This is a genomic window from Shewanella pneumatophori (assembly GCF_023283895.1).
GTDB classification, from domain to species: domain Bacteria; phylum Pseudomonadota; class Gammaproteobacteria; order Enterobacterales; family Shewanellaceae; genus Shewanella; species Shewanella pneumatophori.
On record NZ_JAKILB010000006.1, the window covers coordinates 17,363 to 39,591 of the forward strand.

At 43.9% G+C, this 22,229-nt stretch carries 23 protein-coding genes; 7 read left to right on the plus strand and 16 right to left on the minus strand.

The features are described 5' to 3' along the window. Positions 1-8 precede the first annotated feature (8 nt). Together L2740_RS10665 and L2740_RS10670 are read left to right on the plus strand one after the other, a co-directional pair. Positions 9-674 (plus strand): DMSO/selenate family reductase complex B subunit, encoded by a 666-nt coding sequence (locus L2740_RS10665; RefSeq protein ID WP_028768110.1) that lies wholly within the window; start codon positions 9-11, stop codon positions 672-674. Between the two features lie 84 nt (positions 675-758). Beyond that, positions 759-1,484 (plus strand): TorD/DmsD family molecular chaperone, encoded by a 726-nt coding sequence (locus L2740_RS10670; RefSeq protein ID WP_248950165.1) that lies wholly within the window; start codon positions 759-761, stop codon positions 1,482-1,484. Between the two features lie 184 nt (positions 1,485-1,668). Here the strand turns inward: L2740_RS10670 and L2740_RS10675 are convergent, their stop codons facing one another. Beyond that, positions 1,669-2,172 (minus strand): hypothetical protein, encoded by a 504-nt coding sequence (locus L2740_RS10675; protein WP_248950166.1) that lies wholly within the window; start codon positions 2,170-2,172, stop codon positions 1,669-1,671. 229 nt (positions 2,173-2,401) lie between these two features. Between L2740_RS10675 and L2740_RS10680 the strand changes: the two genes are divergently transcribed. Beyond that, positions 2,402-2,749 carry a RidA family protein gene (locus L2740_RS10680; protein ID WP_248950167.1) on the plus strand — a complete coding sequence of 116 codons (348 nt, stop codon included), beginning with the start codon at positions 2,402-2,404 and terminating at the stop codon, positions 2,747-2,749. A gap of 59 nt (positions 2,750-2,808) precedes the next feature. Here L2740_RS10680 and L2740_RS10685 read toward each other — a convergent pair whose 3' ends face one another. Next, entirely contained in the window at positions 2,809-3,246 is a 438-nt protein-coding gene (locus L2740_RS10685; RefSeq protein ID WP_248950168.1) for a hypothetical protein, read from the minus strand. Between the two features lie 249 nt (positions 3,247-3,495). On the opposite strand from L2740_RS10685, the gene L2740_RS10690 reads away from it, so the two are divergent. Continuing rightward, complete coding sequence (locus L2740_RS10690) at positions 3,496-3,834, plus strand: DUF805 domain-containing protein (RefSeq protein WP_248950169.1); 339 nt, start codon at positions 3,496-3,498, stop codon at positions 3,832-3,834. 283 nt (positions 3,835-4,117) lie between these two features. Here L2740_RS10690 and L2740_RS10695 read toward each other — a convergent pair whose 3' ends face one another. Genes L2740_RS10695 through L2740_RS10715 form a run of 5 tightly spaced genes read right to left on the minus strand, consistent with a single transcriptional unit; the run spans position 4,118 to position 7,895 of the window. Beyond that, the gene (locus tag L2740_RS10695; protein ID WP_248950170.1) at positions 4,118-6,055 is read right to left on the minus strand and encodes a pilus assembly PilX N-terminal domain-containing protein; all 1,938 of its coding nucleotides are present in this window, start codon (positions 6,053-6,055) and stop codon (positions 4,118-4,120) included. 2 nt (positions 6,056-6,057) lie between these two features. Continuing rightward, entirely contained in the window at positions 6,058-6,588 is a 531-nt protein-coding gene (locus L2740_RS10700) for a PilW family protein (RefSeq protein WP_248950172.1), read from the minus strand. Then, entirely contained in the window at positions 6,578-7,015 is a 438-nt protein-coding gene (locus L2740_RS10705) for a type IV pilus modification PilV family protein (RefSeq protein ID WP_248950173.1), read from the minus strand. Before L2740_RS10705 ends, L2740_RS10700 begins: the two co-directional genes overlap by 11 nt. Then, on the minus strand, positions 7,012-7,488 hold the full coding sequence (locus tag L2740_RS10710; protein ID WP_248950174.1) for a GspH/FimT family pseudopilin: 477 nt from the start codon (positions 7,486-7,488) through the stop codon (positions 7,012-7,014). The genes L2740_RS10705 and L2740_RS10710 overlap by 4 nt, the downstream gene beginning before the upstream one ends. Positions 7,489-7,490: 2 nt before the next feature. Beyond that, a complete protein-coding gene (locus tag L2740_RS10715; RefSeq protein WP_248950175.1) occupies positions 7,491-7,895 on the minus strand; it encodes a type IV pilin protein in 405 nt (134 codons plus the stop codon). Between the two features lie 557 nt (positions 7,896-8,452). Here L2740_RS10715 and L2740_RS10720 point away from each other — a divergent pair. After that, the gene (locus L2740_RS10720; RefSeq protein ID WP_248950176.1) at positions 8,453-8,860 is read left to right on the plus strand and encodes a DUF4156 domain-containing protein; all 408 of its coding nucleotides are present in this window, start codon (positions 8,453-8,455) and stop codon (positions 8,858-8,860) included. A 56-nt stretch (positions 8,861-8,916) separates the two neighbouring features. Here L2740_RS10720 and L2740_RS10725 read toward each other — a convergent pair whose 3' ends face one another. The 9 genes from L2740_RS10725 to L2740_RS10765 form a co-directional block, all read right to left on the minus strand. Continuing rightward, positions 8,917-9,573 (minus strand): 3-oxoacid CoA-transferase subunit B, encoded by a 657-nt coding sequence (locus tag L2740_RS10725; protein WP_248950177.1) that lies wholly within the window; start codon positions 9,571-9,573, stop codon positions 8,917-8,919. 12 nt (positions 9,574-9,585) lie between these two features. Beyond that, a complete protein-coding gene (locus L2740_RS10730; protein ID WP_248950178.1) occupies positions 9,586-10,311 on the minus strand; it encodes a CoA transferase subunit A in 726 nt (241 codons plus the stop codon). Positions 10,312-10,560: 249 nt separating this feature from the next. Continuing rightward, on the minus strand, positions 10,561-11,454 hold the full coding sequence (locus L2740_RS10735; protein ID WP_248950179.1) for a hydroxymethylglutaryl-CoA lyase: 894 nt from the start codon (positions 11,452-11,454) through the stop codon (positions 10,561-10,563). Continuing rightward, positions 11,455-11,619: a 3-methylcrotonyl-CoA carboxylase gene (locus L2740_RS10740; protein WP_248950180.1), complete on the minus strand. Its 165-nt coding sequence runs from the start codon at positions 11,617-11,619 to the stop codon at positions 11,455-11,457. Beyond that, complete coding sequence (locus L2740_RS10745; protein ID WP_248950181.1) at positions 11,616-13,730, minus strand: acetyl/propionyl/methylcrotonyl-CoA carboxylase subunit alpha; 2,115 nt, start codon at positions 13,728-13,730, stop codon at positions 11,616-11,618. Before L2740_RS10745 ends, L2740_RS10740 begins: the two co-directional genes overlap by 4 nt. Position 13,731: 1 nt before the next feature. Then, positions 13,732-14,613 carry an enoyl-CoA hydratase-related protein gene (locus L2740_RS10750; protein ID WP_248950183.1) on the minus strand — a complete coding sequence of 294 codons (882 nt, stop codon included), beginning with the start codon at positions 14,611-14,613 and terminating at the stop codon, positions 13,732-13,734. Between the two features lie 105 nt (positions 14,614-14,718). Beyond that, positions 14,719-16,326, minus strand: a complete 1,608-nt coding sequence (locus tag L2740_RS10755) for a carboxyl transferase domain-containing protein (RefSeq protein ID WP_220782460.1) — start codon at positions 16,324-16,326, stop codon at positions 14,719-14,721. 84 nt (positions 16,327-16,410) lie between these two features. Next, the gene (locus L2740_RS10760) at positions 16,411-17,580 is read right to left on the minus strand and encodes an isovaleryl-CoA dehydrogenase (protein ID WP_248950184.1); all 1,170 of its coding nucleotides are present in this window, start codon (positions 17,578-17,580) and stop codon (positions 16,411-16,413) included. Positions 17,581-17,683: 103 nt separating this feature from the next. Next, the gene (locus L2740_RS10765; protein ID WP_248950185.1) at positions 17,684-18,082 is read right to left on the minus strand and encodes a MerR family transcriptional regulator; all 399 of its coding nucleotides are present in this window, start codon (positions 18,080-18,082) and stop codon (positions 17,684-17,686) included. A 372-nt stretch (positions 18,083-18,454) separates the two neighbouring features. On the opposite strand from L2740_RS10765, the gene L2740_RS10770 reads away from it, so the two are divergent. After that, positions 18,455-20,359, plus strand: coding sequence for a propionyl-CoA synthetase (locus L2740_RS10770; protein WP_248950186.1), 1,905 nt, complete (start codon positions 18,455-18,457; stop codon positions 20,357-20,359). A 270-nt stretch (positions 20,360-20,629) separates the two neighbouring features. Continuing rightward, positions 20,630-22,168: an NADP-dependent phosphogluconate dehydrogenase gene (gene gndA, locus L2740_RS10775; protein WP_248950187.1), complete on the plus strand. Its 1,539-nt coding sequence runs from the start codon at positions 20,630-20,632 to the stop codon at positions 22,166-22,168. The last annotated feature ends 61 nt before the right edge of the window (positions 22,169-22,229 follow it).

Genomic DNA, 22,229 nt, shown 5'->3' on the forward strand with positions numbered 1-22,229 from the left:
AGTTAATTATGACTGAAGCAACTCAATACGGTTTTTACGTAGACAGCACTAAGTGTACTGGCTGTAAAGCGTGTCATGTATCTTGTAAAGACCGTCAAGGTAACGAGATCCGTAACAATACCAACCCTGAACAAAATGGCGTTCCTGCGCTAAATGGTGTGACTTGGCGTCGTGTTTACGAGTACGGTGGCGGACAATGGACTGAAGGCCAAAATGGCTGTTTTGAGCAAAGTGTATTTGCTTACTACATGTCTATTGGTTGTAACCACTGTTCTGAGCCTGTGTGTGTTAAAGCTTGTCCAACTGGTGCAATGCATAAACGCCGCGAAGATGGTTTAGTACACGTTGCACAAGATCTATGTATCGGTTGTGAGAGCTGTGCTCGTGCATGTCCATACGACGCACCACAAATTGACCGTGAACGTAAAGTCATGACCAAGTGTGATGGTTGTTTTGAGCGCATCGCAGAAGGCCGTAAGCCTGTATGTGTTGAGTCTTGCCCACTACGTGCACTAGACTTTGATACTATGGATAACCTACGCGCTAAATATGGTAACGGCGATGGTCACATTGCACCATTACCACCAGAGTCAATCACTTCTCCAAACCTTATCATTAAGGCAAACGTGAATGGTGGGCAAGGCGGCGATATCCTAAACCCAACTGAAGTTTAATTTCAGTTAAAGGTTAAGTATCAAGGTCTTTAAATAGTACAACAGCAGCGGGCTTTATGGCCCGCTTAGCTTGTAAGGTAAATTATGTCTTCAAATACCCAGTCGTTAACGCAATCAACTCTTGCTCAAGCATCTTTATCATCTATTGATTTTGTCGAGTATCAGGGACTTGCACGGATTTTACATCACTGTCTTATTCGTTACCCTGAAGCTGATTTTATTCAAGGGTTAAAAGAGTGCGATGTTGCGGGCAGTTGGCCAGAGTTTGGCGGCCGCGAGCAAAATCGCACTGGTCGTCAGTTACTTGGTGACTTTCTTGAGCAGTGGTCAACTGATGTTGAAGCGGCAGAGTTTGAAAAGGCAGTCATTACCCTAAAGCTCGATTATGGTCAGCTATTTTTTGGCCCTGGCGAACCAACAGCTGTGCCACACGGATCAGTTTATCTGTGTGAAGAGCAGCTCATTAACGATAGAACAACTGTCGAGTTGATGGATTTTTATCGAGCTCATGGCGTTGAGTTGCAACTTGATTACAAGCAGCCAATGGATCATATAGGTTTGTTTTTTGCGGTACTTGACCAAACCTTTGGTCGTTTGCAAACTGAAACCGATAATCAGGCGTTACTGCGTTTTACTCAAGTGTTATTGCAGCAGCACCTATTACCTTGGGCGTTTCGTTGCTGTGAATTAGCCGTTGAACACGCTAGAACTGACTTTTATCGTGGTATTGCTTTGCTAACTAGTGATTTTTTAGCTCAGCTACAGCAAGATTTTCAAATTGTTGCACTCGATAAGCGTCTATATCGCTAACGTTGCTATTTAATGCTTTAACCCTGTTACTGCAAATTCAAAAAAGCCCGCTAACCAGCGGGCTTTTTCATACCTATATGTTAGCGCTAAAGCGTGATAGCCAACGCTGAACCTTAATAGTGGCAACTTAGGTTCACTGAAACTTAGGTGCTAAATAACTCACATTAATAATATGCTTGGACAACTAGCGATAACTGCCCATATTGCGGCTAGACTGGCGCTTTTCAGTGCGGACCTTTTCTAGCTGAGTATTAATGGTTTGCAGTAGGTTACATAGCTGCTTGGCATCATCATTTAGTTGCTCTGTTACATCGCTATTTGGTTGGTCCGCTGCGTCTTTGACTAGCGATTGACTCCATTGATAACCAATGGTTAAAACTAAATGTTCCGACTGATTTAATTCACCTTGCTCAATCTCTTTTACAAACAGCAAGCGGCTAGCGGCAAATAAGCAGTGTAGGGCAAGCTCGTTTGTTAGTGGTGATTGCTCATCGGCTGCCATCGGAGGCAGCCAAACTGGTTCCCCCTCAACAAAGACGAGTGCCGAAATAGTATTGGTGACTGTGGGCAATGAGGTTGCACCGCCAAAGAGCTGCTGGACCTTTTCAGAGCTTCTTAAAGTTAATGCGAGGCGGTGGGCAAGAATGGATTTACTCCATTGTTGACCTAAAGAGCGTCTTAACGTCATAACGTTTAGTTTTCTCAATAAACGAAGAACACAATAGCTAATAATTCTAACAGTAAATCCTAATAAACAGTGTGCGCTGCCCTGCATTATTTTCAGCAAAACATGCTTGATCATTACCAACGGATAACTGTAAATGTTGACTTGAATCGATGATAAAAAAACAAATCGGTTTTAAAGACTTTCTGCTAGAATCTAGCGCCTAATTAAGATTGTTTACAAGGCTTTAAAAATGGATATTCAACGCATTAATCCGTGCGCTAATTGGTCTGACGCAACTGTGTTTAATAACATGGTTCACTTTGTGGAAATTGCTGCAGATGTAGAAGGCGATATGCTAAGTCAAACCGAGCAACTTTTTGCGCAAGCTGAAGCTACACTTGCCAGTGTGGGTAGCGATAAATCGCGCTTATTATCAGTGACTATTTATGTGACTGACTTTGCTAATGTTGCGGTATTTAATAAGGCGTGGCAAGCATGGTTACCTGAAGGTTGTGCGCCAAGCCGTGCTTGTTTAAAGGTTGAGCTTGCAGACCCTAGCTACCTTGTTGAAATCGCTTTTGTAGCTGCGGTCAAGTAAGTCGATAGAGCATACATAGGTTTTATTAACCTGCTTAATTATTGGTATTACTTAGTTTGTTAATCCAACTGCGTAAGTAGGTGGCGGACTTTTGCTCGGGTGGCGTCGATTTTTGTTACAACCGCTTGCGCACTTGCTTCATCGTTTGCCACTTGTTCCCAATTTGATTGCCAACTTTGTTTGAGATTATTGGCTGCCATACTCAACTCTGGTTCGGTTATCATGCTCAGATCGGCAATCAAATTGACTTTAACCCAACCGTTACGTGGACTGCCTAATATAGGGTCTTGGTCATAGTGAGCGGCGTATACAATCGATTCTAGTTCAGACAGTTGCAGTAACAGCTCAAAACTTGCTGCGCGGACATTATTGTTATACTCGGTTATTTCCATACGCCAGACGTTGTAGCTAAAGCCAATTAAAGCAAACAACATGCTAAATACAGCCGTTATCTGAAATACCGAAACAGTCCGCTCGCTAGAAATTGCTATTTTCAATAATTATGCCCGCCTAGATTTGTATATTGTTAGTTTAGCTAACAGTTGCACGTTTCTCCGATTTTATTACTGATAAAAATCTGCCATACCTCGTCATTACTGGTCTGATCTGTTTAGGTGGGAAACGGTCTAACTGCATGTATCTGTTAATTTTATTGTATACAACTTTTATATTAGTTATGGCTATTGCTCAGGTGGAGCTAGGGTGATATTTTAAGGCCGTTTTATACATTATAAGGAGATCCTGATATGGAACATTTTATTGGACCGCTTAAGAAGTATGCCGAATTTAGTGGCCGTGCACGTAGACAAGAATTTTGGATGTTTTTGCTAATTTGTTTTAGCATTCAGTTTGCACTAACAATCGTTGGTCTAGAAACCATTTCTTTACTTTTCAGTCTAGCGCTTATAGTCCCAAACTTGAGTATTGGCGCAAGAAGACTGCATGATACAGGCCGTTCTGGCTGGTGGCAGTTATTACTTTTAATTCCACTAATCGGCTTTATTGTATTAGTCGTATTCTGGGCACAAGATAGCCATGATGCGAATAGTTATGGTGCTAACCCAAAAGAGGGTGTTCCTGCCTAACGAATGGCAATGTTTTTGATACTAGGTAGGAAGTGATGCTCAGTGACGCTAATTTTTGGTCATCGCTTTCTATCTAATCATTTTTCTGCAGCATTTGGCTTATTATTTCTACTTTTCTACCCAGTATTTCCTGCCTAGCAATTTTAAAATTTGCTCAAGAAGAATGGGAGTATGTGCTAGTTAAGGCTTAATAGAAAAAGTCAGGTAGCTAAAGAACTTATAGAAAGTTCTCATATAGCAAAGCTGCCTAACAGCGATAGCTTTGCTATATGGTGCAAAACACTTAAAGAGATTGCCAACCTTTAAAGACTAAGTGTGAAGGTGTATTGGTTGTTACGTTGCCCACTTTTGCTAATCCAAGCGCTTCATCGTAGTGGATCCCACCGGCACCAGATACCTCGACTTTTTTACCCAGAACAGAGCCTTTAAAGTCCACCGCGGATGCGATGTTCACATCAGATAACGGAGCGTAAATTGCAGCGTATATTTGCTCTACGCCACCCAGAATATCAACCCCCGTACCACTATAAGAGCTATATATTGAAAACACTGGAATACCGTCTTTAGTGAGACCTTTTGTTGGTGTGTTGATAGTCGAGCCAGAGCCAATAATTAACGCGCCTTTTACGATTAAGGTTAAGCTTGAATCATCAGGAATGGTTAGGGTGCTGGCGCCTGAAAGGTAAAAGTTACCTTTAGCGTACATGACGACGTTATGGCCTGCTTTTACTTCTATATTGCCTTTAATATTAACGTTGTCGTACATGAGAATATTTTTTGACTGGCCTAGAAATCTGGCACTTGTGGCTGGTATGGCAGCAGGTTTAGATGATGAACTAGCCCACTGGCTATATTCGCCCTCGTTATTACTTAGGGTATAAAGGGTATAAGCGGATCCCGTATCCTTAATCTCTAGATCTTTAGCACTGTCAGCATAAGAGTCAACTGTTAATACTGCATTTTCAATACCGAGTGGATCGCAGGTGATATCGTTAGGGTCGTCAGGATCTAACACGCCGTCATCAACGGGGAGTTTTTCAACTCGTGGAATTTGCAGCAGTGCTGGCTCTGGTGGAAGTACTTTGTAAGGTGCGCTTAGGTATTTAGAATCAGCAGCACCAGACCAATCTTTGGCAAAGTCTCCATTTCCTGCATAATGGATATTGTCATTCTCAACGGTGGATAAAGTGCTTGAAAAAGTTACATTTTGTTTTGCACGAATGCCAAAAACACTGCCTTCATATTGAGAATAATTAGCATAAGTTTGCGCTAATCCATCAACATTCACTTGGCTTAGGTCTATGTTGCCACCTGCTAAAATATCGCCGCCAATAGAGTAGCCTGTAGCATCTAGATATCCAGCGGTAGTCACATCACCACCAACTTGAGTTTGATTGACACTGACATAATCATTTGCGTGGATATTACCGGCGATAGCGCCATTTTGCTGTTTAAAGTAACTAAATGCGGAAGCGTTACCACCTATGGTGCTATTGTTGAACATGTTAATCGAACCATTGCTGTGCAGGTTGCCAGCAATGTGAGCTGAACTCTTAAACTCTACGCTGCCAATTGCAATTAAATCGCCTTCGATATTACCTGTTCCTGACAAAATGATTTTGTCATTATCATTTAGGGTTCTCACCGTTGCATTGTTATTAATGTTCGCTTGGTTATTATCAAGGATCTCTGCATAATCGCCTTTGCTTGAATCATAACTATCAATTTTTCCGCTACCGCTAATTGTCACGCCATCACAGCCAATTATGCCGCCGCCAAAAGCCGATGAAGATTGCGAAGAGCCACTGACTAGTTCAAAGTTAGCTTTTAACTTCGTTTCACCATCAAAGCGCAGTCCGTCACTTTGCAAAGATAGCTGGTTACTTCCAGTGGGAATATTAGCTGTCAGGTTATAGGACATATTGGAAATGCCACTTGCAGAGCCGCTAGTTTGCATGGCTGCTATAAGCTGATCTAAGGTTTGATTTGGATTTGCTGCCAGTTGGGCATTCAGATAGTTATAAGTATCAAATACACCTTTTTCAGCCACTAAACGCGCATTCATTTTCTTTTGAAAATTACCGCTGAGTCGTTCTTGGGCAACATTATCCTTTAAAGAGTTAAGCACTAATACGCTAGCCATCATACTCATAATTAGCACTGTCACTAAGGTAAAGCCTTGCTGTGAACCTTTAAGGTTTATAGAGTGAAATTCTTGCAAAATTAACCTCTTGTTGCCTTAGTTAGAATTATTCCTGTTAATGCTATATCTATTTGCATTGGCGCAGCTGCGCCGACTCCAGCAGGTTCCCCTTGTTGTGCTTGGGGAGTGATAGTAATAGAAACCAGATCATTGACTCTGGTAAATTGAATATTTTGCACGCCAGTTAAAATTGTTTGCGGATTAGCGCCGATATCACAAAGTAAATTAACACCATTAAGGCTATATTTTTCGGTGTAAGGGGCTATTGGGCGTGAGCCGTCACAAGCAATAGTATTGGCTGCTTGGCTAACATCTAATTCTGTTGGTGTGTTGATGGTGACAATGCTGGCTTGTTTTAGACTACGAGTAAAAGTCTGGGCACTAAAGCGCAGTACTTCTTGAGCATTTTCAATATTTTTACTACTTAAAATGACGCTATTTATCGAGGTGTATGCCAATGAAACGCCCATAATTAGTGTGGTACTAATCAGTAAGGCGATTAATAGTTCTACCAGTGTGAAACCTTGTTGCGTTGATGTCTTAGGGCGCATTACAGGTACTCGGCAACTGTGGAAATGCAGCGTTAATATTGATCTGATTGTCATTTATCGCTTGGTTTTCGTTGTTAATTCTCTCATCAGTCCAACTAACGTTAATGGTGAAGTTATTATTAAATGCATTGGCAGCAGTGCCTATCAACGCCATGCTGTAACCCGTTATATCGGGTGCTAAGGTATTGTCTATGTAAGCTTGGTCGAATGCGATAACACCTTGTTGTAGATCGCAGGCATCAGCCCATACTCTTTCTACCGCATTATTGGCTTGAATGAGAGCAACGGTATATTGGAAGCTATTGTTTGCGTATTGCAGTGACTTTAACTGACCGGCAGCAAGCGCGAGTAATGCAACACAAGAGACAAACATAGCAATCATCACTTCGACTAACGAAAAGCCAGTTTGTTTAGTTAACTGTCTCATAGGCAGTTTGCCGCTTTAGTTAGCAAAGTTTGACCACTAATAAAGATACAAAGCAGCCTATCATCAGTTTGGTTGTCATTATCTGTGATCATTAAGGTCGCCGCAGTCATCGCACCGGTATTGGTAATCGTCATGTTTTGTAGGTTATTGACGGTAATAGACGGGTGAGTGGGTGAAAATTCGGCTAATGTCCGCTCCTGCGCGGTGTCTTTATCAATTTTGACTAACCATTTACTACCAGCAACCACAAGGTCGATTTGTTGATCGCGTTTTGCTGCTTCACTTCGGGCAAATTTAACCACACTCTGCAGTTGATTTGCGTTGCTGGTTATACGGTCGTTTTTAATTTGTGCAGAAAAAGACGGTAGAGCGACCAAGGCCAAAATCCCAATAATGGCTAATACGACAATCATTTCAACTAAGGTTATCCCCCTATTTAAGCTGACTGTTTTGAGCTGTAGCTGTTGAGTCATAGTTACCTCCAGCACCCAGCGATTAAAGCGTTTGTTTGGCCGCTGTGATCTATGCTCATATTGCCGCATTCATCAGTCGATTGTGCGTTTATCGGTTTTGCCGTCAGCGTAAATACAGTGGAGTCATTAAGATTACCTGGGGTTGCTATTGCCGCATTTGAGGGCGCGTAAGCAAAGCTGTAATACTCGTTCGCATCGGGGGTAAAAGTGTCAGGATATCCGCCAAGGCGAGTAAATTGCCTTTCTAAAACGGAGACTTGTTGTAATAGAAATTGCTGTACGTCAGCGCGACGCGCATCTTGTACATATTGAGTGTAAGCAGGTAGGGCTACAGCGTATAAGATCCCGATAATGGCGATAACCACCATTAATTCAATTAAGGTAAATCCTTTTGAAATCGCTTTCATTGTTCGCCTCGACATCACAATTCCATTGTGTAGTGGTTGAAAATGATAACGCTGTCATAACAAGATGTAAACAATTGCCGGTGTGGTAATTTATATACGATATATCATTTGGTTTGGAAGCGAGTTTTATGGTTTTAAATGGTGCGATGACAGCTTTTAATATCATTAAAAATCGCGGAATGGCGTTTGATTCTATAGATCTGGAGTAAAGCGCTAATAACTAGGGAGGGGATGAAACATCTAAATAAAATAGCGGTTTAGCACTATGATGTTGCATCCTACCAGACTTAGATTAGCTCAAGCTTAAATCAGCTAATGTTTATTTTACTCTTGTATTGTTAGTGTATTGAACCTTTTACACTGCAACATAAACTAAAGCCAATGAGAATTTTTATCACGCTAATCTTGTAACTCGATAACGATTATCTAAGTGGGAATTAAAAGCTGTCTGCCAAATTAAAAGAGTTCAGCGAGATGTCTTAAAACTAGAGTAGGGTGATTCCTTTTAGTGCTAAAAGCCTATATTATCGCCTCCCTTTAATTTTTGACTGTTAACAATGAAACTTGTAAAACTGGCTACGATTGCACTTTTATGTTCGAGCCTTACTGCCTGCATTACCTTTCCAACTGCTGAATCTAATACGGTAAAAGTGCTATGGGATGACACCGATGCTTTACTTGGTTGTGCTCATAAAGGCACTGTTATTGGTTCACAAGGCCATTTTTACGATTACTGGCTACATGCTGATAAAGATATGGTTTGGGGCACATTAAATGAGATGCGTATTAAAGCTGCCAAATTAGGTGCTGATACCATTTACTTGTATAAGCCACTTGGTTTTACAGGCTCAGTAACTATGATTGCCAATGCTTATGATTGTGACGCAGCAGTAACTGAAATAGAGTCTACTACAGGTGCAACGGCGGACTCTGTTAGCACTGCACAACCGACTGCCGCAAAATAGGCTATATAAAAACGCAGCCAATTGGCTGCGTTTTTATTCCGATATCTCTATATTAACTAGAACGTCATCTCTGGCACATGTTCAGGAACAATTAACTTACCTGCTGTTTTTGATACAATTTCTTCAACTGGTACACCCGGAGCACGTTCTAGAAGATGAAACGCGCCATCTTTAATTTCCATAAAGGCTAAATCAGTCAATACCCGTTTGATGCAACCAAATCCTGTTAGTGGCAGTTCGCACTTAGGCAGCAGTTTTGAATTACCTTTCTTATCGGCGTGCATCATGGTAACGATGATATTGTCAGCGCCTGCCACTAAATCCATAGCGCCGCCCATGCCTTTAATCAGTTTACCGGGGATCATCCAAGAAGCGATTGAGCCTTGCTCATCGACTTCAAATGCACCCAGTACTGTTAAATCTACATGGCCGCCACGGATCATGGCAAAGCTTTCGCTTGATGAGAAAAACGATGCGCCATCAACAGCGGTAACTGTTTGCTTACCGGCGTTGATTAAGTCCGCATCAATGGTTTCTTCAGTCGGGAATTCACCCATACCTAATAAACCATTTTCAGACTGCAGCATCACATCAATGCCGTCAGGGATATAGTTGGCAACGAGTGTTGGAATACCAATGCCGAGGTTAACGTAAAAACCATCTTGTAGCTCTTGGGCTACACGTTGAGCGAGTTGCTCTCTTGATAATGCCATGGTGCAGCCTCCTTAAGCTTTGTCTGATGTTGGTTTTACGGTGCGTTGCTCGATACGCTTTTCAAATGTGCCTTGAATAACGCGATCAACATAAATGCCCGGAGTATGGATATGGTCAGGGTCCAGCTCACCGGGCTGTACAATATGCTCAGCTTCGACCACTGTAATTTTGCCGGCAGTTGCCATCATAGGATTAAAGTTGGCAGCGGTTTTACGAAACACTAAGTTACCCATAGTGTCAGCTTTCCATGCACGCACTAGCGCGAAATCGGCTTTTAGTGCGGGCTCTAATACATAGTGGCGGCCATCTATTTCACGGGTTTCTTTACCTTCAGCTACGGGCGTGCCGTAACCCGTTGCAGTAAAGAATGCCGGAATGCCTGCACCACCAGCCCGAATTTTTTCAGCCAAAGTGCCTTGTGGGGTCAAGATAACGTTTAGCTCACCTGATAACATCTGTTGCTCAAAGGTAGCGTTCTCGCCCACGTATGAGGCAATCATGGTATCAATTTGACGGCTTTTTAATAGCAAGCCTAATCCAAAGTCATCGACACCGGCATTGTTTGAGATTGCGGTAAGACCTGTGACGCCGGTTTTAACCATTTGCGCTATTAAACCTTCCGGTATACCGCATAAGCCAAAACCACCAACCATTACAGTCATATCGTTACTTAGGCCTGCGAGTGCTTCTTCGTAACTTGTTACTACCTTATTCAGCCCTTTATTTAGTCCTGCCATTATTGTTATCTCCATATTCCTATATTTAGGAGTGAGTTAAGCCTGCTCTAATCAGTTAGAAACCAAACACAGACCTAGGGGGATCGCATCTGTGTTTACAGGCTTATGTATTGTCCATTGTTAAATCATGCTTGGTCCTAGGACCTGGTTTTATTCGACTAGGGCACTTTGTTCGTTGAGAGCCTTTTATTCGCTGATGGCTCTCTATTCACTGAAGGCTCTTTACTTAGCGCTCTTAACTAAATTGTCTTAAGTTAGTGCTCTGGCAACTTTTGAGCCTGATTGACGCCCAAGTGCTTGGCTAATCTTGTTACCAGCATTGACTAGTTGATTTAGATCTATGCCAGTTTCGATACCAAGGCCGTGCAGCATATAAACTAAGTCTTCAGTCGCTAAGTTGCCCGATGCGCCTTTGGCGTAAGGGCAACCTCCTAGGCCTGCAACAGACGAATCTATGACGTTCACCCCCGTTTCTAAGCACGCCAAAATATTAGCTAGTGCTTGGCCGTAGGTGTCATGAAAATGCAGAGCCAGTTTGTCAGTGGGCACGACCTCTGCCACAGCCTCAACCATTCTACGGGCATTAAGTGGTGTGCCAACGCCTATGGTGTCGCCAAGTGAAATCTCATAGCAACCCATTTTGTAAAGTAATTCAGACACCCGAGCCACTTCACTTAGCTTTATTTCACCTTCATAAGGGCAACCTAATACGCATGAAACATAGCCTCGCACAGGCACATTTCTCGCCTTAGCCAGCTCCATCACGGGGATAAAGCGCTCGATGGATTCCTCAATCGAGCAGTTAATATTCTTTTGGCTAAAGCTCTCTGATGCTGCGCCAAAAATGGCAACTTCATCGCTACCGGCGTCAAGCGCAAGTTCCAAGCCTTTTAAATTCGGTGTCAATGCACTGTATGTTACGTCGCTATGTCGGCTAATATTTGCAAGCACATCAGCTGAATCTGCCATTTGTGGCACCCATTTAGGTGACACAAAACTAGCGGCTTCAATGCGCTTTATCCCTGCAGCAGCTAAGCCTTCAATGAGTACGACTTTATCTTGAGTCGTCACCGGCTTTTCATTTTGCAGGCCATCGCGAGCACCAACTTCAAAGATGCTGACCTTGTTGGGATAAGCTGCCATTTATGCACTTTCCTCAGTTTCTGTTGATTCAAGAGCCTCAACTTCAGCTACGACCTCGGCAAGCAACATACCGTCACTCACCAGTTCACCCGCTTCAAAGAAAAATGCACTGACGATACCGTCAAATGGATCTTCAATTGCGTTTATTACATTAGTCATTTTCATCCAGCTTGTTCCTTTTCTGTCTGGATTTCAGCTTTCGCCTCTACTTCGGCTAGTAGCTCGCCGTCACTAACAAGTTCACCAGGCTCGAAGAAAAATGCACTGACGATACCGTCAAACGGGGCCTCAATTGTGTACTCCATTTTCATGGCTTCCATCACCATAATGCCTTGGCCAGCTTTGACGCTATCACCGACGGCGACAAGTTGCGTTACAATCGTGCCGTTCATCGGCGCCTTGAGTTTATCTTCAAGATTATCTTGCTCTTCAATCACTTCAGATTGCAGTGCGCGGTAGTGATAGCTATTGGAATCAATAAACAGGGTAAAGTCATCACCTACTTGGCTTACTGGCAGGCTGATTTTATGACCGTTAGTTTTATCGCTATGACTATTACTCAACATTTGCTCAGTATTGTCACTATCGAATTTTTGCAGGCTGATCTCCGCGTGCAGGATCTCAGCCACTAATTCGCCTGTAAGGGTAATTAGGCAATCATCAAGTTTTAGCTGATATTGCGACTGTCCAGCAACTTGTGTCTCGATTAAATCAAGGTGGTTAATTTCATGGTCGTCATCTAACAATGCCACTTGATGTCTGTTGGCACTATTGAGTCTAAAGCCGCTGTTATTGCTCCATGGAGAATAAGGATCATGGCTTGTTTGTGCGGTAGCTTTTGCTTGTTGTTTGCGAACACAGAGTTGATAAAGCGCTGCTAAGCCAAGGGCAATTTTTTGTTGCTCAGGGCTGACTGCCGACTGCGTTAATAACCCCTCGCCATAGCGCTCAATAAAGTCAGTGCTAAAATTTGCATCCTTAAAAGCCGTGTGCTTGGCAATATTGGCTAAGAATGCAATATTGTGTTTAAGGCCACTGATTTGATAGTCATCTAATGCATGCACTAAGCGCTGCAATGCGCGCGGGCGTGATTCATCCCAAGTGATAAGCTTAGAGATCATCGGGTCGTAAAAGTTACTAATCACATCGTTTTCACGCACGCCTGAGTCGATACGTACAAATTGGCTCTGTGCAGGCTCACGTAAAAAGTCGAGTTTGCCGCTGGCGGGTAAGAAGTCATTTTGCGGATCTTCGGCGTAAATACGGGCTTCAAAAGCATGACCAGTAATTTTCACTTCACTTTGTTTTAGTGGCAGCTCGCTACCGCTGGCGACCATTAATTGCCATTTGACCAGATCTTGACCTGTAACTAGCTCTGTCACTGGGTGCTCTACCTGTAAACGGGTATTCATCTCCATGAAATAGAAGCTGTCATCGGTATCTAATAAGAACTCAACCGTACCGGCACCTTCATAGTTAATCGCTTTAGCGGCGGCAACTGCGGCTTCGCCCATTTTTACTCGAAGGGCATCACTTAATCCTGGCGCTGGCGCTTCTTCAACCACTTTTTGGTGACGACGCTGAATTGAGCAGTCACGATCAGATAAGTAAATACAATTGCCATGGCTGTCGGCAAATACTTGTACTTCAACGTGGCGGGGTTGGCGCAGGTAACGCTCCATTAAAAGTTTGTCGTTACCAAAAGAGCTAATGGCTTCACGTCTGGCTGAATTAATCGCATCAAGCACTTCAGCACTATTTTCAACAATTCGCATACCTTTACCACCGCCGCCAAAGGCCGCTTTAATCAGTAAAGGAAAGCCCATTTTGTTGGCTTCACTTACCAGTAATTCATTATCTTGCGCATCGCCGTGATAGCCGGGAACTAACGGTACATTAGCTGCGCCCATAATCTCTTTAGCGGCACTTTTACTGCCCATTGAGTCAATTGCAGCGCTACTTGGGCCAACAAAGGCAATATTGGCTTGTTCACACTTAAGTGCAAACTCTGCATTTTCTGATAAAAAGCCGTAGCCGGGATGAATCGCCTGCGCGCCAGATTGTTTGGCGATGTCGATAATAAGATCGCCTTTTAGGTACGAGTCTGCAGGCGCGCTGCCTCCTAGATAAAAGGCTTCATCAGCCATGGCGACATGGCGAGCATTGATATCGGCATCTGAATATAGCGCCACGGTGCGCACGCCCATCGCTTTGGCGGTATTGATTATTCGGCAAGCGATTTCGCCGCGGTTAGCAATTAGCAATTTGGTGAACATATTATTTGGCTCCTTGCCCGCTGGCGTTCTGGTTATTGTTGTTTGTTGCCGCGTGAAAGTCTGTTGAAGTTGGCCATTGTGGCGCGCGTTTTTCAAAAAAAGCATTCAGGCCCTCTTGGCCTTCATCAGAAACACGGATGCGGGCGATACGCTCACTGGTGTGATCTAAAGTGTTTTGATTTATGACGCCATCCTCTAAAGTGGAAAGTAGCGATTTCACCCACGCCATTCCTTGTGGGCTATTGCTGAGCAAGGCGCTAATTATTGGTTCGGCTGCAGCGTCTAAATCATCATTGATTTCATGGATAACCTGTAGTTCCAGTGCTTTTTGTGCGTCAAAACGTTCGGCCGTCATCATGTATCGGCGCGCAGCGCGTTGACCCATAGCACGGGTCACATAAGGGCTAATTACCGCGGGAATAAGCCCCAGTTTGACTTCGCTTAAACAAAAGCTGGCACGCTCATTGGCAATGGCGATATCGCTGCAGCAAATAAGTCCGAGTGCACCACCAAAGGCTGCGCCTTGAATTAAGGCAATGGTCGGTTTTGGGAACTTATCCAGCACTGACATCAGTTTTGCTAGCTCATTGGCGTCGGTTAAGTTCTGCTCAAAATTCATCTTGGCTTGCTTGCGCATCCAGTTAAGATCTGCGCCGGCGCTAAAGTTTTTGCCATTGGCTTTAAGCACTAATACTTGGCACTCAGGGGTAATCGCAAAATGCTCCAGCACTCGGATCATCTCGCTTATCATTACTTCATCAAAAGCGTTATGTTTTTCGCTGCGATCAAGCACCATTTGTGCAACGCCGTTGTCCACTGAGCAATGTACAAATTGTAATTGCGCAGCGAGTTGTTCTGTTTGGTTAGTGGCTAAGTTATTCATTGTTATCGACCCATTTTATTATCAACCATGGTGTTATCGAGTAATAGTATTATCGAATCATGGTGTTAGCTAAGTAGATGCTCTATTTGAAATAGCGCTGAGCTATTACATACGGAACACACCAAACTTAGTGTCTTCAATCGGCGCATTTAACGCCGCAGACAATGCTAAACCGACTACATCTCGGGTTTGCGCAGGATCAATAATGCCGTCATCCCACAAGCGTGCGCTGGCATGGTACGGATGACCTTCTTTGTCATACTGCTCAACAATGGGTTTACGGAAATCTTGTTCATCAGATTCAGACCACTCAACGCCCTTGCGAGCCAAACCGTCACGTTTAACCGTTGCCAATACGCCAGCGGCTTGTTCGCCCCCCATCACTGATATGCGGGCATTTGGCCACATCCACATCATGGTTGGCTCGAATGCGCGGCCACACATACCGTAGTTTCCGGCGCCATAACTACCGCCAATAATCACGGTAAATTTAGGCACATTAGCACAAGATACTGCGGTTACCATTTTGGCGCCGTGTTTGGCTATGCCTTCATGTTCATACTTTTTACCCACCATAAAGCCGGTGATATTTTGCAGGAACAATAATGGAATTTTGCGCTGGCAACACAGTTCAATAAAGTGCGCGCCTTTTTGTGCAGACTCAGAGAACAAGATGCCGTTGTTAGCCACAATTCCCACAGGGTAGCCATGGATACGGGCGAAACCACAAACTAAGGTATTGCCGTAGTTAGCTTTAAATTCATCGAAATCTGAATCATCCACTAAGCGAGCAATCACTTCTTTTACATCAAATGGCTTTTTAAGATCTGTCCCTACGATGCCGTAAAGCTCGTTGATATCAAATTTTGGCGGTTTAACAGGACTTAGCTGAGCTGCAATCTCTTTTTGATGGTTAAGGCGAGTCACGGCTTTGCGGGCAAGCTCTAAAGCGTGCTCATCGTTTTGTGCCATATGGTCGGCAACACCAGAGATTTTGGTATGTACTTCAGCGCCGCCAAGTTCTTCAGCAGTCACTTCTTCACCGGTTGCGGCTTTTACCAACGGCGGGCCAGCTAAAAAGATGGTGCCTTGTTCTTTAACGATTATCGACTCATCTGCCATTGCAGGTACATAAGCACCACCCGCGGTACAAAGCCCCATTACCACTGCAATTTGGGGAATGCCTTTGGCTGACATTTGCGCTTGGTTATAGAAGATGCGGCCGAAATGGTCTCTATCGGGGAACACTTCATCTTGACGGGGCAGGTTAGCGCCGCCAGAATCTACAAGGTAAATACAAGGTAGGTGGCAACGGCTAGCAATATCTTGTGCACGTAAGTGTTTTTTCACGGTTACAGGGTAGTAAGTGCCGCCTTTTACGGTGGCATCGTTGGCAATAATCATGCATTCAACGCCGCTCACTCGGCCAATACCTGCAATCACACCTGCTGCCGGTACCACATCTTCATAAAGCTCATAGGCAGCAAACTGCGAGATCTCTAAAAAAGGAGAACCGGGATCTAATAGCTTTTCAACTCGCTGTCTTGGCAGAAGCTTGCCACGTGATAGGTGACGGTTACGTGCGACTTCACCGCCACCTTGTTCAATTTGATGGAGTTTTAGTTTTAAGTCTTGAACCACGGTTGCCATGTCATCAAACTTGGCTTTGAATTCATCGCTACGGGCATTAATACGGCTGCTTAGTTGCGTCACAATTTCAATCCTTTTGAAGCTGTTTGAGTGAGGCGGCGTAGAGCAAGCCGCCTTGATGCTTGTTTGTTTACAGAGCAGGTTAGGCTATTTAGATTCGTTAAATAGTTCACGGCCAATTAGCATACGGCGAATTTCAGAAGTGCCGGCGCCAATTTCATATAGCTTGGCATCACGCAGTAAACGGCCAGTTGCGTATTCATTGACGTAACCATTACCGCCTAGAAGCTGAATTGCATCTAATGCCATTTTGGTAGCAAGCTCAGCGGAATAAAGAATGGCGCCTGCGGCATCTTTGCGGGTGGTTTCACCGCGATCGCAGGACTTAGCGACGTTATAGATATAAGATTTTGCTGCGTTCATACCTGTATACATGTCGGCAAGCTTGCCTTGAACTAGCTGGAATTGACCGATAGATTTACCGAATTGCTCGCGTTCATGAATGTATGGCACCACGATATCCATGCAAGCCGTCATAATGCCAAGCGGGCCACCAGATAACACTACACGCTCGTAATCTAGGCCGCTCATTAACACTTTTACGCCGTTATTCAGGCCACCAAGAATGTTCTCTTCTGGTACTTCACAGTTCTCAAATACCAGTTCACAGGTGTTTGAGCCACGCATACCTAATTTGTCGAGCTTTTGTGCTTGAGTGAAACCTTTAAAGCCACGCTCAACGATAAAAGCGGTGATGCCGTGAGCGCCTTTATCTAAATCGGTTTTAGCGTAAATCACATAAGTGTGGGCATCAGGGCCGTTAGTGATCCACATTTTATTGCCGTTGAGTATGTACCTGTCACCCTCTTTGCGGGCATGTAGCTTCATTGATACCACATCAGAACCGGCATTTGGCTCACTCATTGCCAGCGCGCCAATATGCTCACCAGTGATCAGCTTTGGTAGGTATTTAGCTTTTTGTTCACTATTACCGTTACGGTTGATTTGGTTAACACAAAGGTTTGAGTGTGCGCCGTAACTTAGACCAATAGATGCCGAAGCGCGCGAGATCTCCTCCATGGCAACAACGTGGGCAAGGTACCCCATATCCGCGCCGCCATACTCTTCAGATACGGTAACGCCCAATAGACCCATATCACCTAACACAGGCCAAAGCTCATTAGGAAAAGCATTATCAAGGTCGGTTTTTTCTGCAATCGGTGCGATTTCGTTAGCGGCAAAGTTTTGCACCGCATCACGCAGCATATCGACGTCTTCACCTAGGCCAAAGTTTAGAGATGTGTAGAGTTGGGTCATTTGCTTGTGTCCTGTCAATTTGTTTGGTTTTAAGCTCACTGATCTTTGCCGTGATACTTATTTAATTTATTATTCGCCTTGGCTAACCATGATTCGCTTTTGATTAAGAGGCATTATTTTCTAGTGCATCGCGGCACTGCTGCTCAGCAGAGTTGAGTTCCATCAGGACTACTTTAATATCGTCCATTTGCTGCTGTAACGAAACTTTCTTTTCTTCAACTAGCTCAAGCATGGTGTGTAGTTGACTACTGCTATTTTTATCGGCATCGTAAAGCTCGAATAAACGTCTTGTTTCAGCTAATGAAAAACCTAAACGTTTACCCCTTAAAATCAGCTTTAGTCTTACCCTGTCTTTCAGGCTATAGATCCGCGTTTGACCACGGCGCTTTGGTTTTAAAAGACCTTGGTCTTCATAAAAACGAATACTTCGAGTGGTGATATCAAACTCTTTTGATAAATCACTGATTGAGTATGTCGTTTGTTGCAGCTGACTATCAGACATCAAATAACACCATAATTGTTTACATTTAGTGCACGATATATGAAGTTTACGTAAAGGTAAAGTTTGTGCGCTAGCCTTATCAGTATTTTCAACTTAAGTAATGTCAATTGCGCTTTCCATAACAGGAGATAACAGCGCTTAGCAAGCCGATAATCATGTATGGTTAACGGGGTAAGTTGTATTTAATCAGTGGTTTATGTTTTTAGGTGAGCTAGTTTCTGGATCGCGAGCTTGATAATCACTTACTTATTCTAAGGTCTAATGGGGATTTATTAATCACAGCAGCATAATGCCAGTGAATATAAAATAGACGCAGACCGGCTAAGCAATAGGCGTTTCATGGTCGCGCTTTAGCAAGGGAGAGCCCCTATCGTGAATAATAAACACCTGCAATTACACGCCAAATCTATTAACCATCCAGAGACATTTTGGGCACAAGCTGCCGATTCGATTGATTGGTCGTCAACTTGGGATTGTGTCTTAGATGATAGCAATGCACCTTTTTATCGTTGGTTTGCTGGTGGCAAGATGAATACCTGCTATAACGCAGTTGATAGACATGTGGCTCAAGGTAGAGGAGAGCAAATCGCACTGCAGTATGTTAGTCCGGTTACCGATTGTGAATATGGGATCTCTTACCGCGAACTGCAAGCACAGGTTAGCCGGCTTGCTGGGTATATGGACTCACTTGGGGTGAAAAAAGGCGACAGGGTGGTGATCTATATGCCCATGGTGCCTGAAACGGCGTTTGCCATGTTGGCTTGTGCGCGAATTGGCGCTATTCATTCTGTAGTCTTTGGTGGTTTTGCTGCTAACGAGTTAGCCACTCGTATTGATGATGCTAAGCCTAAACTGGTTCTTTCAGCGTCATGTGGCATAGAACCGTCAGGCGTAGTAGCTTATAAACCTTTGCTAGATGATGCATTAGCGCAAGCAAGTCACCAGGTCGAGCATTGCATTATACTTAATCGAAGTCAGTGTGAGGCAGAATTACTAGCGGGTAGAGATATTGATTGGCAGGCGGCTGTCGCAAGTGCACCTAATATAGATTGCGTTCCTCTTGAGTCCACTGATCCGCTTTATGTCTTATATACTTCTGGTACGACTGGACGCCCCAAAGGCGTAGTGCGTGATAATGGTGGCCACGCTGTTGCACTCGCTTGGTCGATGAAGCACATTTATGACATTGACTGTGGTGATACGTTTTGGGCTGCATCCGATGTAGGTTGGGTGGTTGGTCACTCCTATATTGTCTATGGACCGTTACTCGTTGGTGCGACGAGTATTTTGTATGAAGGTAAGCCCATAGGTACGCCAGATCCGGGGGCATTTTGGCGCACTATTGCCAAATATAAAGTAAAGAGCTTCTTTACTGCGCCAACAGCCATTCGAGCCATTAAACGTGACGATCCAAATGGTGATTTTATACAAGGCGTCGATTTAAGGTGCTTGCAGAATCTGTTTCTCGCGGGAGAGCGCTGCGATCCCGATACTTTACATTGGTCAGAAGATACACTGAAAAAGCCAGTCATTGATCATTGGTGGCAAACTGAAACTGGCTGGCCAGTTGCGGCTAACTTAATGGGCTATGCACCTGTTGCGGTAAAGCCGGGTTCTCCGGCATTGGCTGTGCCCGGTTATCAAATTGATGTGGTTGATGTGATGGGCGAAGAAGTTGCTGCCAATGAATCAGGCAATGTGGTGATAAAACTGCCTTTGCCGCCTGGCACCTTAACCACGCTTTGGCAAAATGAACAGCGTTACCAAGACAGTTATCTTGCTATGCATCCGGGATACTACCTAACTGGCGATGCAGGATATAAAGACGATGAGGGATATCTTTATATTATGAGCCGTATTGACGACATCATTAATGTCGCGGGTCATAGATTATCGACTGGTCGTTTTGAAGAAGTATTGTGCCAGCATGAAGCGGTTGCTGAAGCTGCTGTGATAGGGGTTAAAGATATCTTAAAAGGCCAAGTGCCATTGGGTCTGGTGGTGCTTAAAAAAGGCGTAACTTTACATGATGAAGAGATCAATCAGCAGCTGATTCATTTAGTTCGTCAAGAAATAGGGCCGGTAGCTTCATTTAGATTAGTTAGCGCGGTGCAAAAATTGCCAAAGACTCGAAGCGGTAAGATTTTGCGCGGCACAATGCGTAATATTGCTGATAATCAAGATTATAAGATCCCGGCAACCATTGAAGATCCTGCCACTTTAGACATAGTGCGTAATACCTTAACTCGTATGGGGTATGCTGACGCCCATGTTTAAAGGGTATTTTGTACTAATATGATGTTATCTATGCCGTTATGCCGTTACGCCGAAAGCTGAAACTGATGTTTCAGCTTTTTTATTGCCAATTAGGCAAAATCGATTACAACGATTTATTAACTCGTTAGCCTTTATCTGGTAATTAAGTTACCAAAGTCTGTATAATCACTAACAAAATTAAACCTATCATCTCAATATTCAACAGGCGTCATTGTTGTATATAAAAAATAATAGATAGGTAACTCTCTGTGACCTACGGAATTAATCTACATGAATAACCAAAATCAGCTTTATGATATCGGTGTTATCGGCTTAGGTGTAATGGGTAAAAACCTTGCGCTAAACATAGTGGATAACCAGTATAGGGTTGCTGCGTTTGATCTTGATGAACACAAGGTAAAAGACACTGTTCGACAAGAAGAACTCGAGCGGAAACAATATCTAAAACAGCATAGGCAGCCGCGTCTTGTTGGCTGTAACAATCTTTCTGAAGTGTTATCTAGTTTAGAAAAACCACGTATTTTACTGCTTTCTGTGCCTGCAGGTGGGCCTGTTGATGGTGTGTGTCAGGCATTAATTGAAGCGGGTATTGAACGCGATGACATCGTGATTGATACCGGCAACAGTCTTTGGACAGATACTGTTGAGCGTGAGCAGCGTTATAGCAAAGATTTCCTATTTTTTAGTTGCGCCGTTTCTGGTGGTGAAGTGGGCGCGCGCTTTGGCCCGTCTTTAATGCCAAGTGGTAGCCTGACGGCTTGGAATCGAATTGAACCGATTTGGCAAGCAATTGCGGCTAAAGTAGATGCGAGTACAGGTTTACCAATTGAGCGTTTTGAGCCGGGTAATCCGGTAAAAGAGGGTGAACCTTGTACCACATATATTGGCCCTGCCGGTTCAGGCCATTACGTGAAAATGGTGCATAACGGTATTGAATATGCTGATATGCAGCTTATTTGTGAAGCTTATCATCTGCTTAGTCAAGGTTTAGGTCTAAGTGCTAGCGAAGTGGCTGATGTGTTTGCAAAGTGGAATCAAGGCAGTCTAAATAGTTACTTGATGGAGATCAGCGCTGATGTGCTTAAGCAAGCTGATCCGTTAACTGGCGCGCCGCTAGTTGAGATGATTTTAGATAAAGCGGGCCAAAAAGGCACTGGCTTGTGGACTGCTGTTAGCAGCTTGCAGATTGGCTGCCCAGCACCGACAATTGCAGAGGCTGTTTATGCAAGGGCTGTGAGTACGCAGAAATCTCAAAGGCAACAACTTAGCCAGTTGCTAGCGGGCCCTGCTGATAATAGCGATGCTGAGCTTGATAAACAGGCTTTTATCGACCAACTTGAAAATGCTTTGTATTGCGCCAAAGTTTCTTGTTACGCCCAAGGCTTTCAATTAATGGCGATGCAAGCAAAAGAGCAAGGCTGGCAGCTAGACTTTGCTGAAATTGCTAAGATTTGGCGTGCAGGCTGTATTATTCGCGCCACCTTCTTACAATCAATCACTCAGGCATATCAGCAAGACAGTGGATTAGAAAATCTACTCATGGCGGATGTTTTTGCCAAAGCGTTATCTGACAAACAAGGTAACTGGCGTATCGCTGTATCGCATGCAGTGATGAGCGGCGTACCTGCACCATGTATTAGCTCGGCTCTAGCGTATTACGATAGTTATCGTAGCGAAGTGCTTCCTGCGAGTTTATTGCAAGGTCAGCGTGATTATTTTGGCGCTCATACTTTTGAGCGAACAGATAAGCCAGCAGGTGAAAAATACCACCTAAACTGGAGTTCTGACCGTAAGCTACATAAGGTCTAACTAAAAGTGCAGATATAAAAAAGCCTATCATTTGATAGGCTTTTTTGTTTTTAGCTCTGTA

What these genes read in the sequence shown, in the direction of transcription:
- L2740_RS10665 (WP_028768110.1), top strand. Translation starts at nt 9, where the DNA reads ATGACTGAAGCAACTCAATACGGTTTTTACGTAGACAGCACTAAGTGT.
- L2740_RS10670 (WP_248950165.1), top strand. Translation starts at nt 759, where the DNA reads ATGTCTTCAAATACCCAGTCGTTAACGCAATCAACTCTTGCTCAAGCA.
- L2740_RS10675 (WP_248950166.1), bottom strand. Translation starts at nt 2,172, where the DNA reads ATGACGTTAAGACGCTCTTTAGGTCAACAATGGAGTAAATCCATTCTT.
- L2740_RS10680 (WP_248950167.1), top strand. Translation starts at nt 2,402, where the DNA reads ATGGATATTCAACGCATTAATCCGTGCGCTAATTGGTCTGACGCAACT.
- L2740_RS10690 (WP_248950169.1), top strand. Translation starts at nt 3,496, where the DNA reads ATGGAACATTTTATTGGACCGCTTAAGAAGTATGCCGAATTTAGTGGC.
- L2740_RS10700 (WP_248950172.1), bottom strand. Translation starts at nt 6,588, where the DNA reads ATGCGCCCTAAGACATCAACGCAACAAGGTTTCACACTGGTAGAACTA.
- L2740_RS10705 (WP_248950173.1), bottom strand. Translation starts at nt 7,015, where the DNA reads ATGAGACAGTTAACTAAACAAACTGGCTTTTCGTTAGTCGAAGTGATG.
- L2740_RS10710 (WP_248950174.1), bottom strand. Translation starts at nt 7,488, where the DNA reads ATGACTCAACAGCTACAGCTCAAAACAGTCAGCTTAAATAGGGGGATA.
- L2740_RS10715 (WP_248950175.1), bottom strand. Translation starts at nt 7,895, where the DNA reads ATGAAAGCGATTTCAAAAGGATTTACCTTAATTGAATTAATGGTGGTT.
- L2740_RS10720 (WP_248950176.1), top strand. Translation starts at nt 8,453, where the DNA reads ATGAAACTTGTAAAACTGGCTACGATTGCACTTTTATGTTCGAGCCTT.
- L2740_RS10725 (WP_248950177.1), bottom strand. Translation starts at nt 9,573, where the DNA reads ATGGCATTATCAAGAGAGCAACTCGCTCAACGTGTAGCCCAAGAGCTA.
- L2740_RS10730 (WP_248950178.1), bottom strand. Translation starts at nt 10,311, where the DNA reads ATGGCAGGACTAAATAAAGGGCTGAATAAGGTAGTAACAAGTTACGAA.
- L2740_RS10735 (WP_248950179.1), bottom strand. Translation starts at nt 11,454, where the DNA reads ATGGCAGCTTATCCCAACAAGGTCAGCATCTTTGAAGTTGGTGCTCGC.
- L2740_RS10740 (WP_248950180.1), bottom strand. Translation starts at nt 11,619, where the DNA reads ATGAAAATGACTAATGTAATAAACGCAATTGAAGATCCATTTGACGGT.
- L2740_RS10745 (WP_248950181.1), bottom strand. Translation starts at nt 13,730, where the DNA reads ATGTTCACCAAATTGCTAATTGCTAACCGCGGCGAAATCGCTTGCCGA.
- L2740_RS10750 (WP_248950183.1), bottom strand. Translation starts at nt 14,613, where the DNA reads ATGAATAACTTAGCCACTAACCAAACAGAACAACTCGCTGCGCAATTA.
- L2740_RS10760 (WP_248950184.1), bottom strand. Translation starts at nt 17,580, where the DNA reads ATGACCCAACTCTACACATCTCTAAACTTTGGCCTAGGTGAAGACGTC.
- L2740_RS10765 (WP_248950185.1), bottom strand. Translation starts at nt 18,082, where the DNA reads ATGTCTGATAGTCAGCTGCAACAAACGACATACTCAATCAGTGATTTA.
- gndA (WP_248950187.1), top strand. Translation starts at nt 20,630, where the DNA reads ATGAATAACCAAAATCAGCTTTATGATATCGGTGTTATCGGCTTAGGT.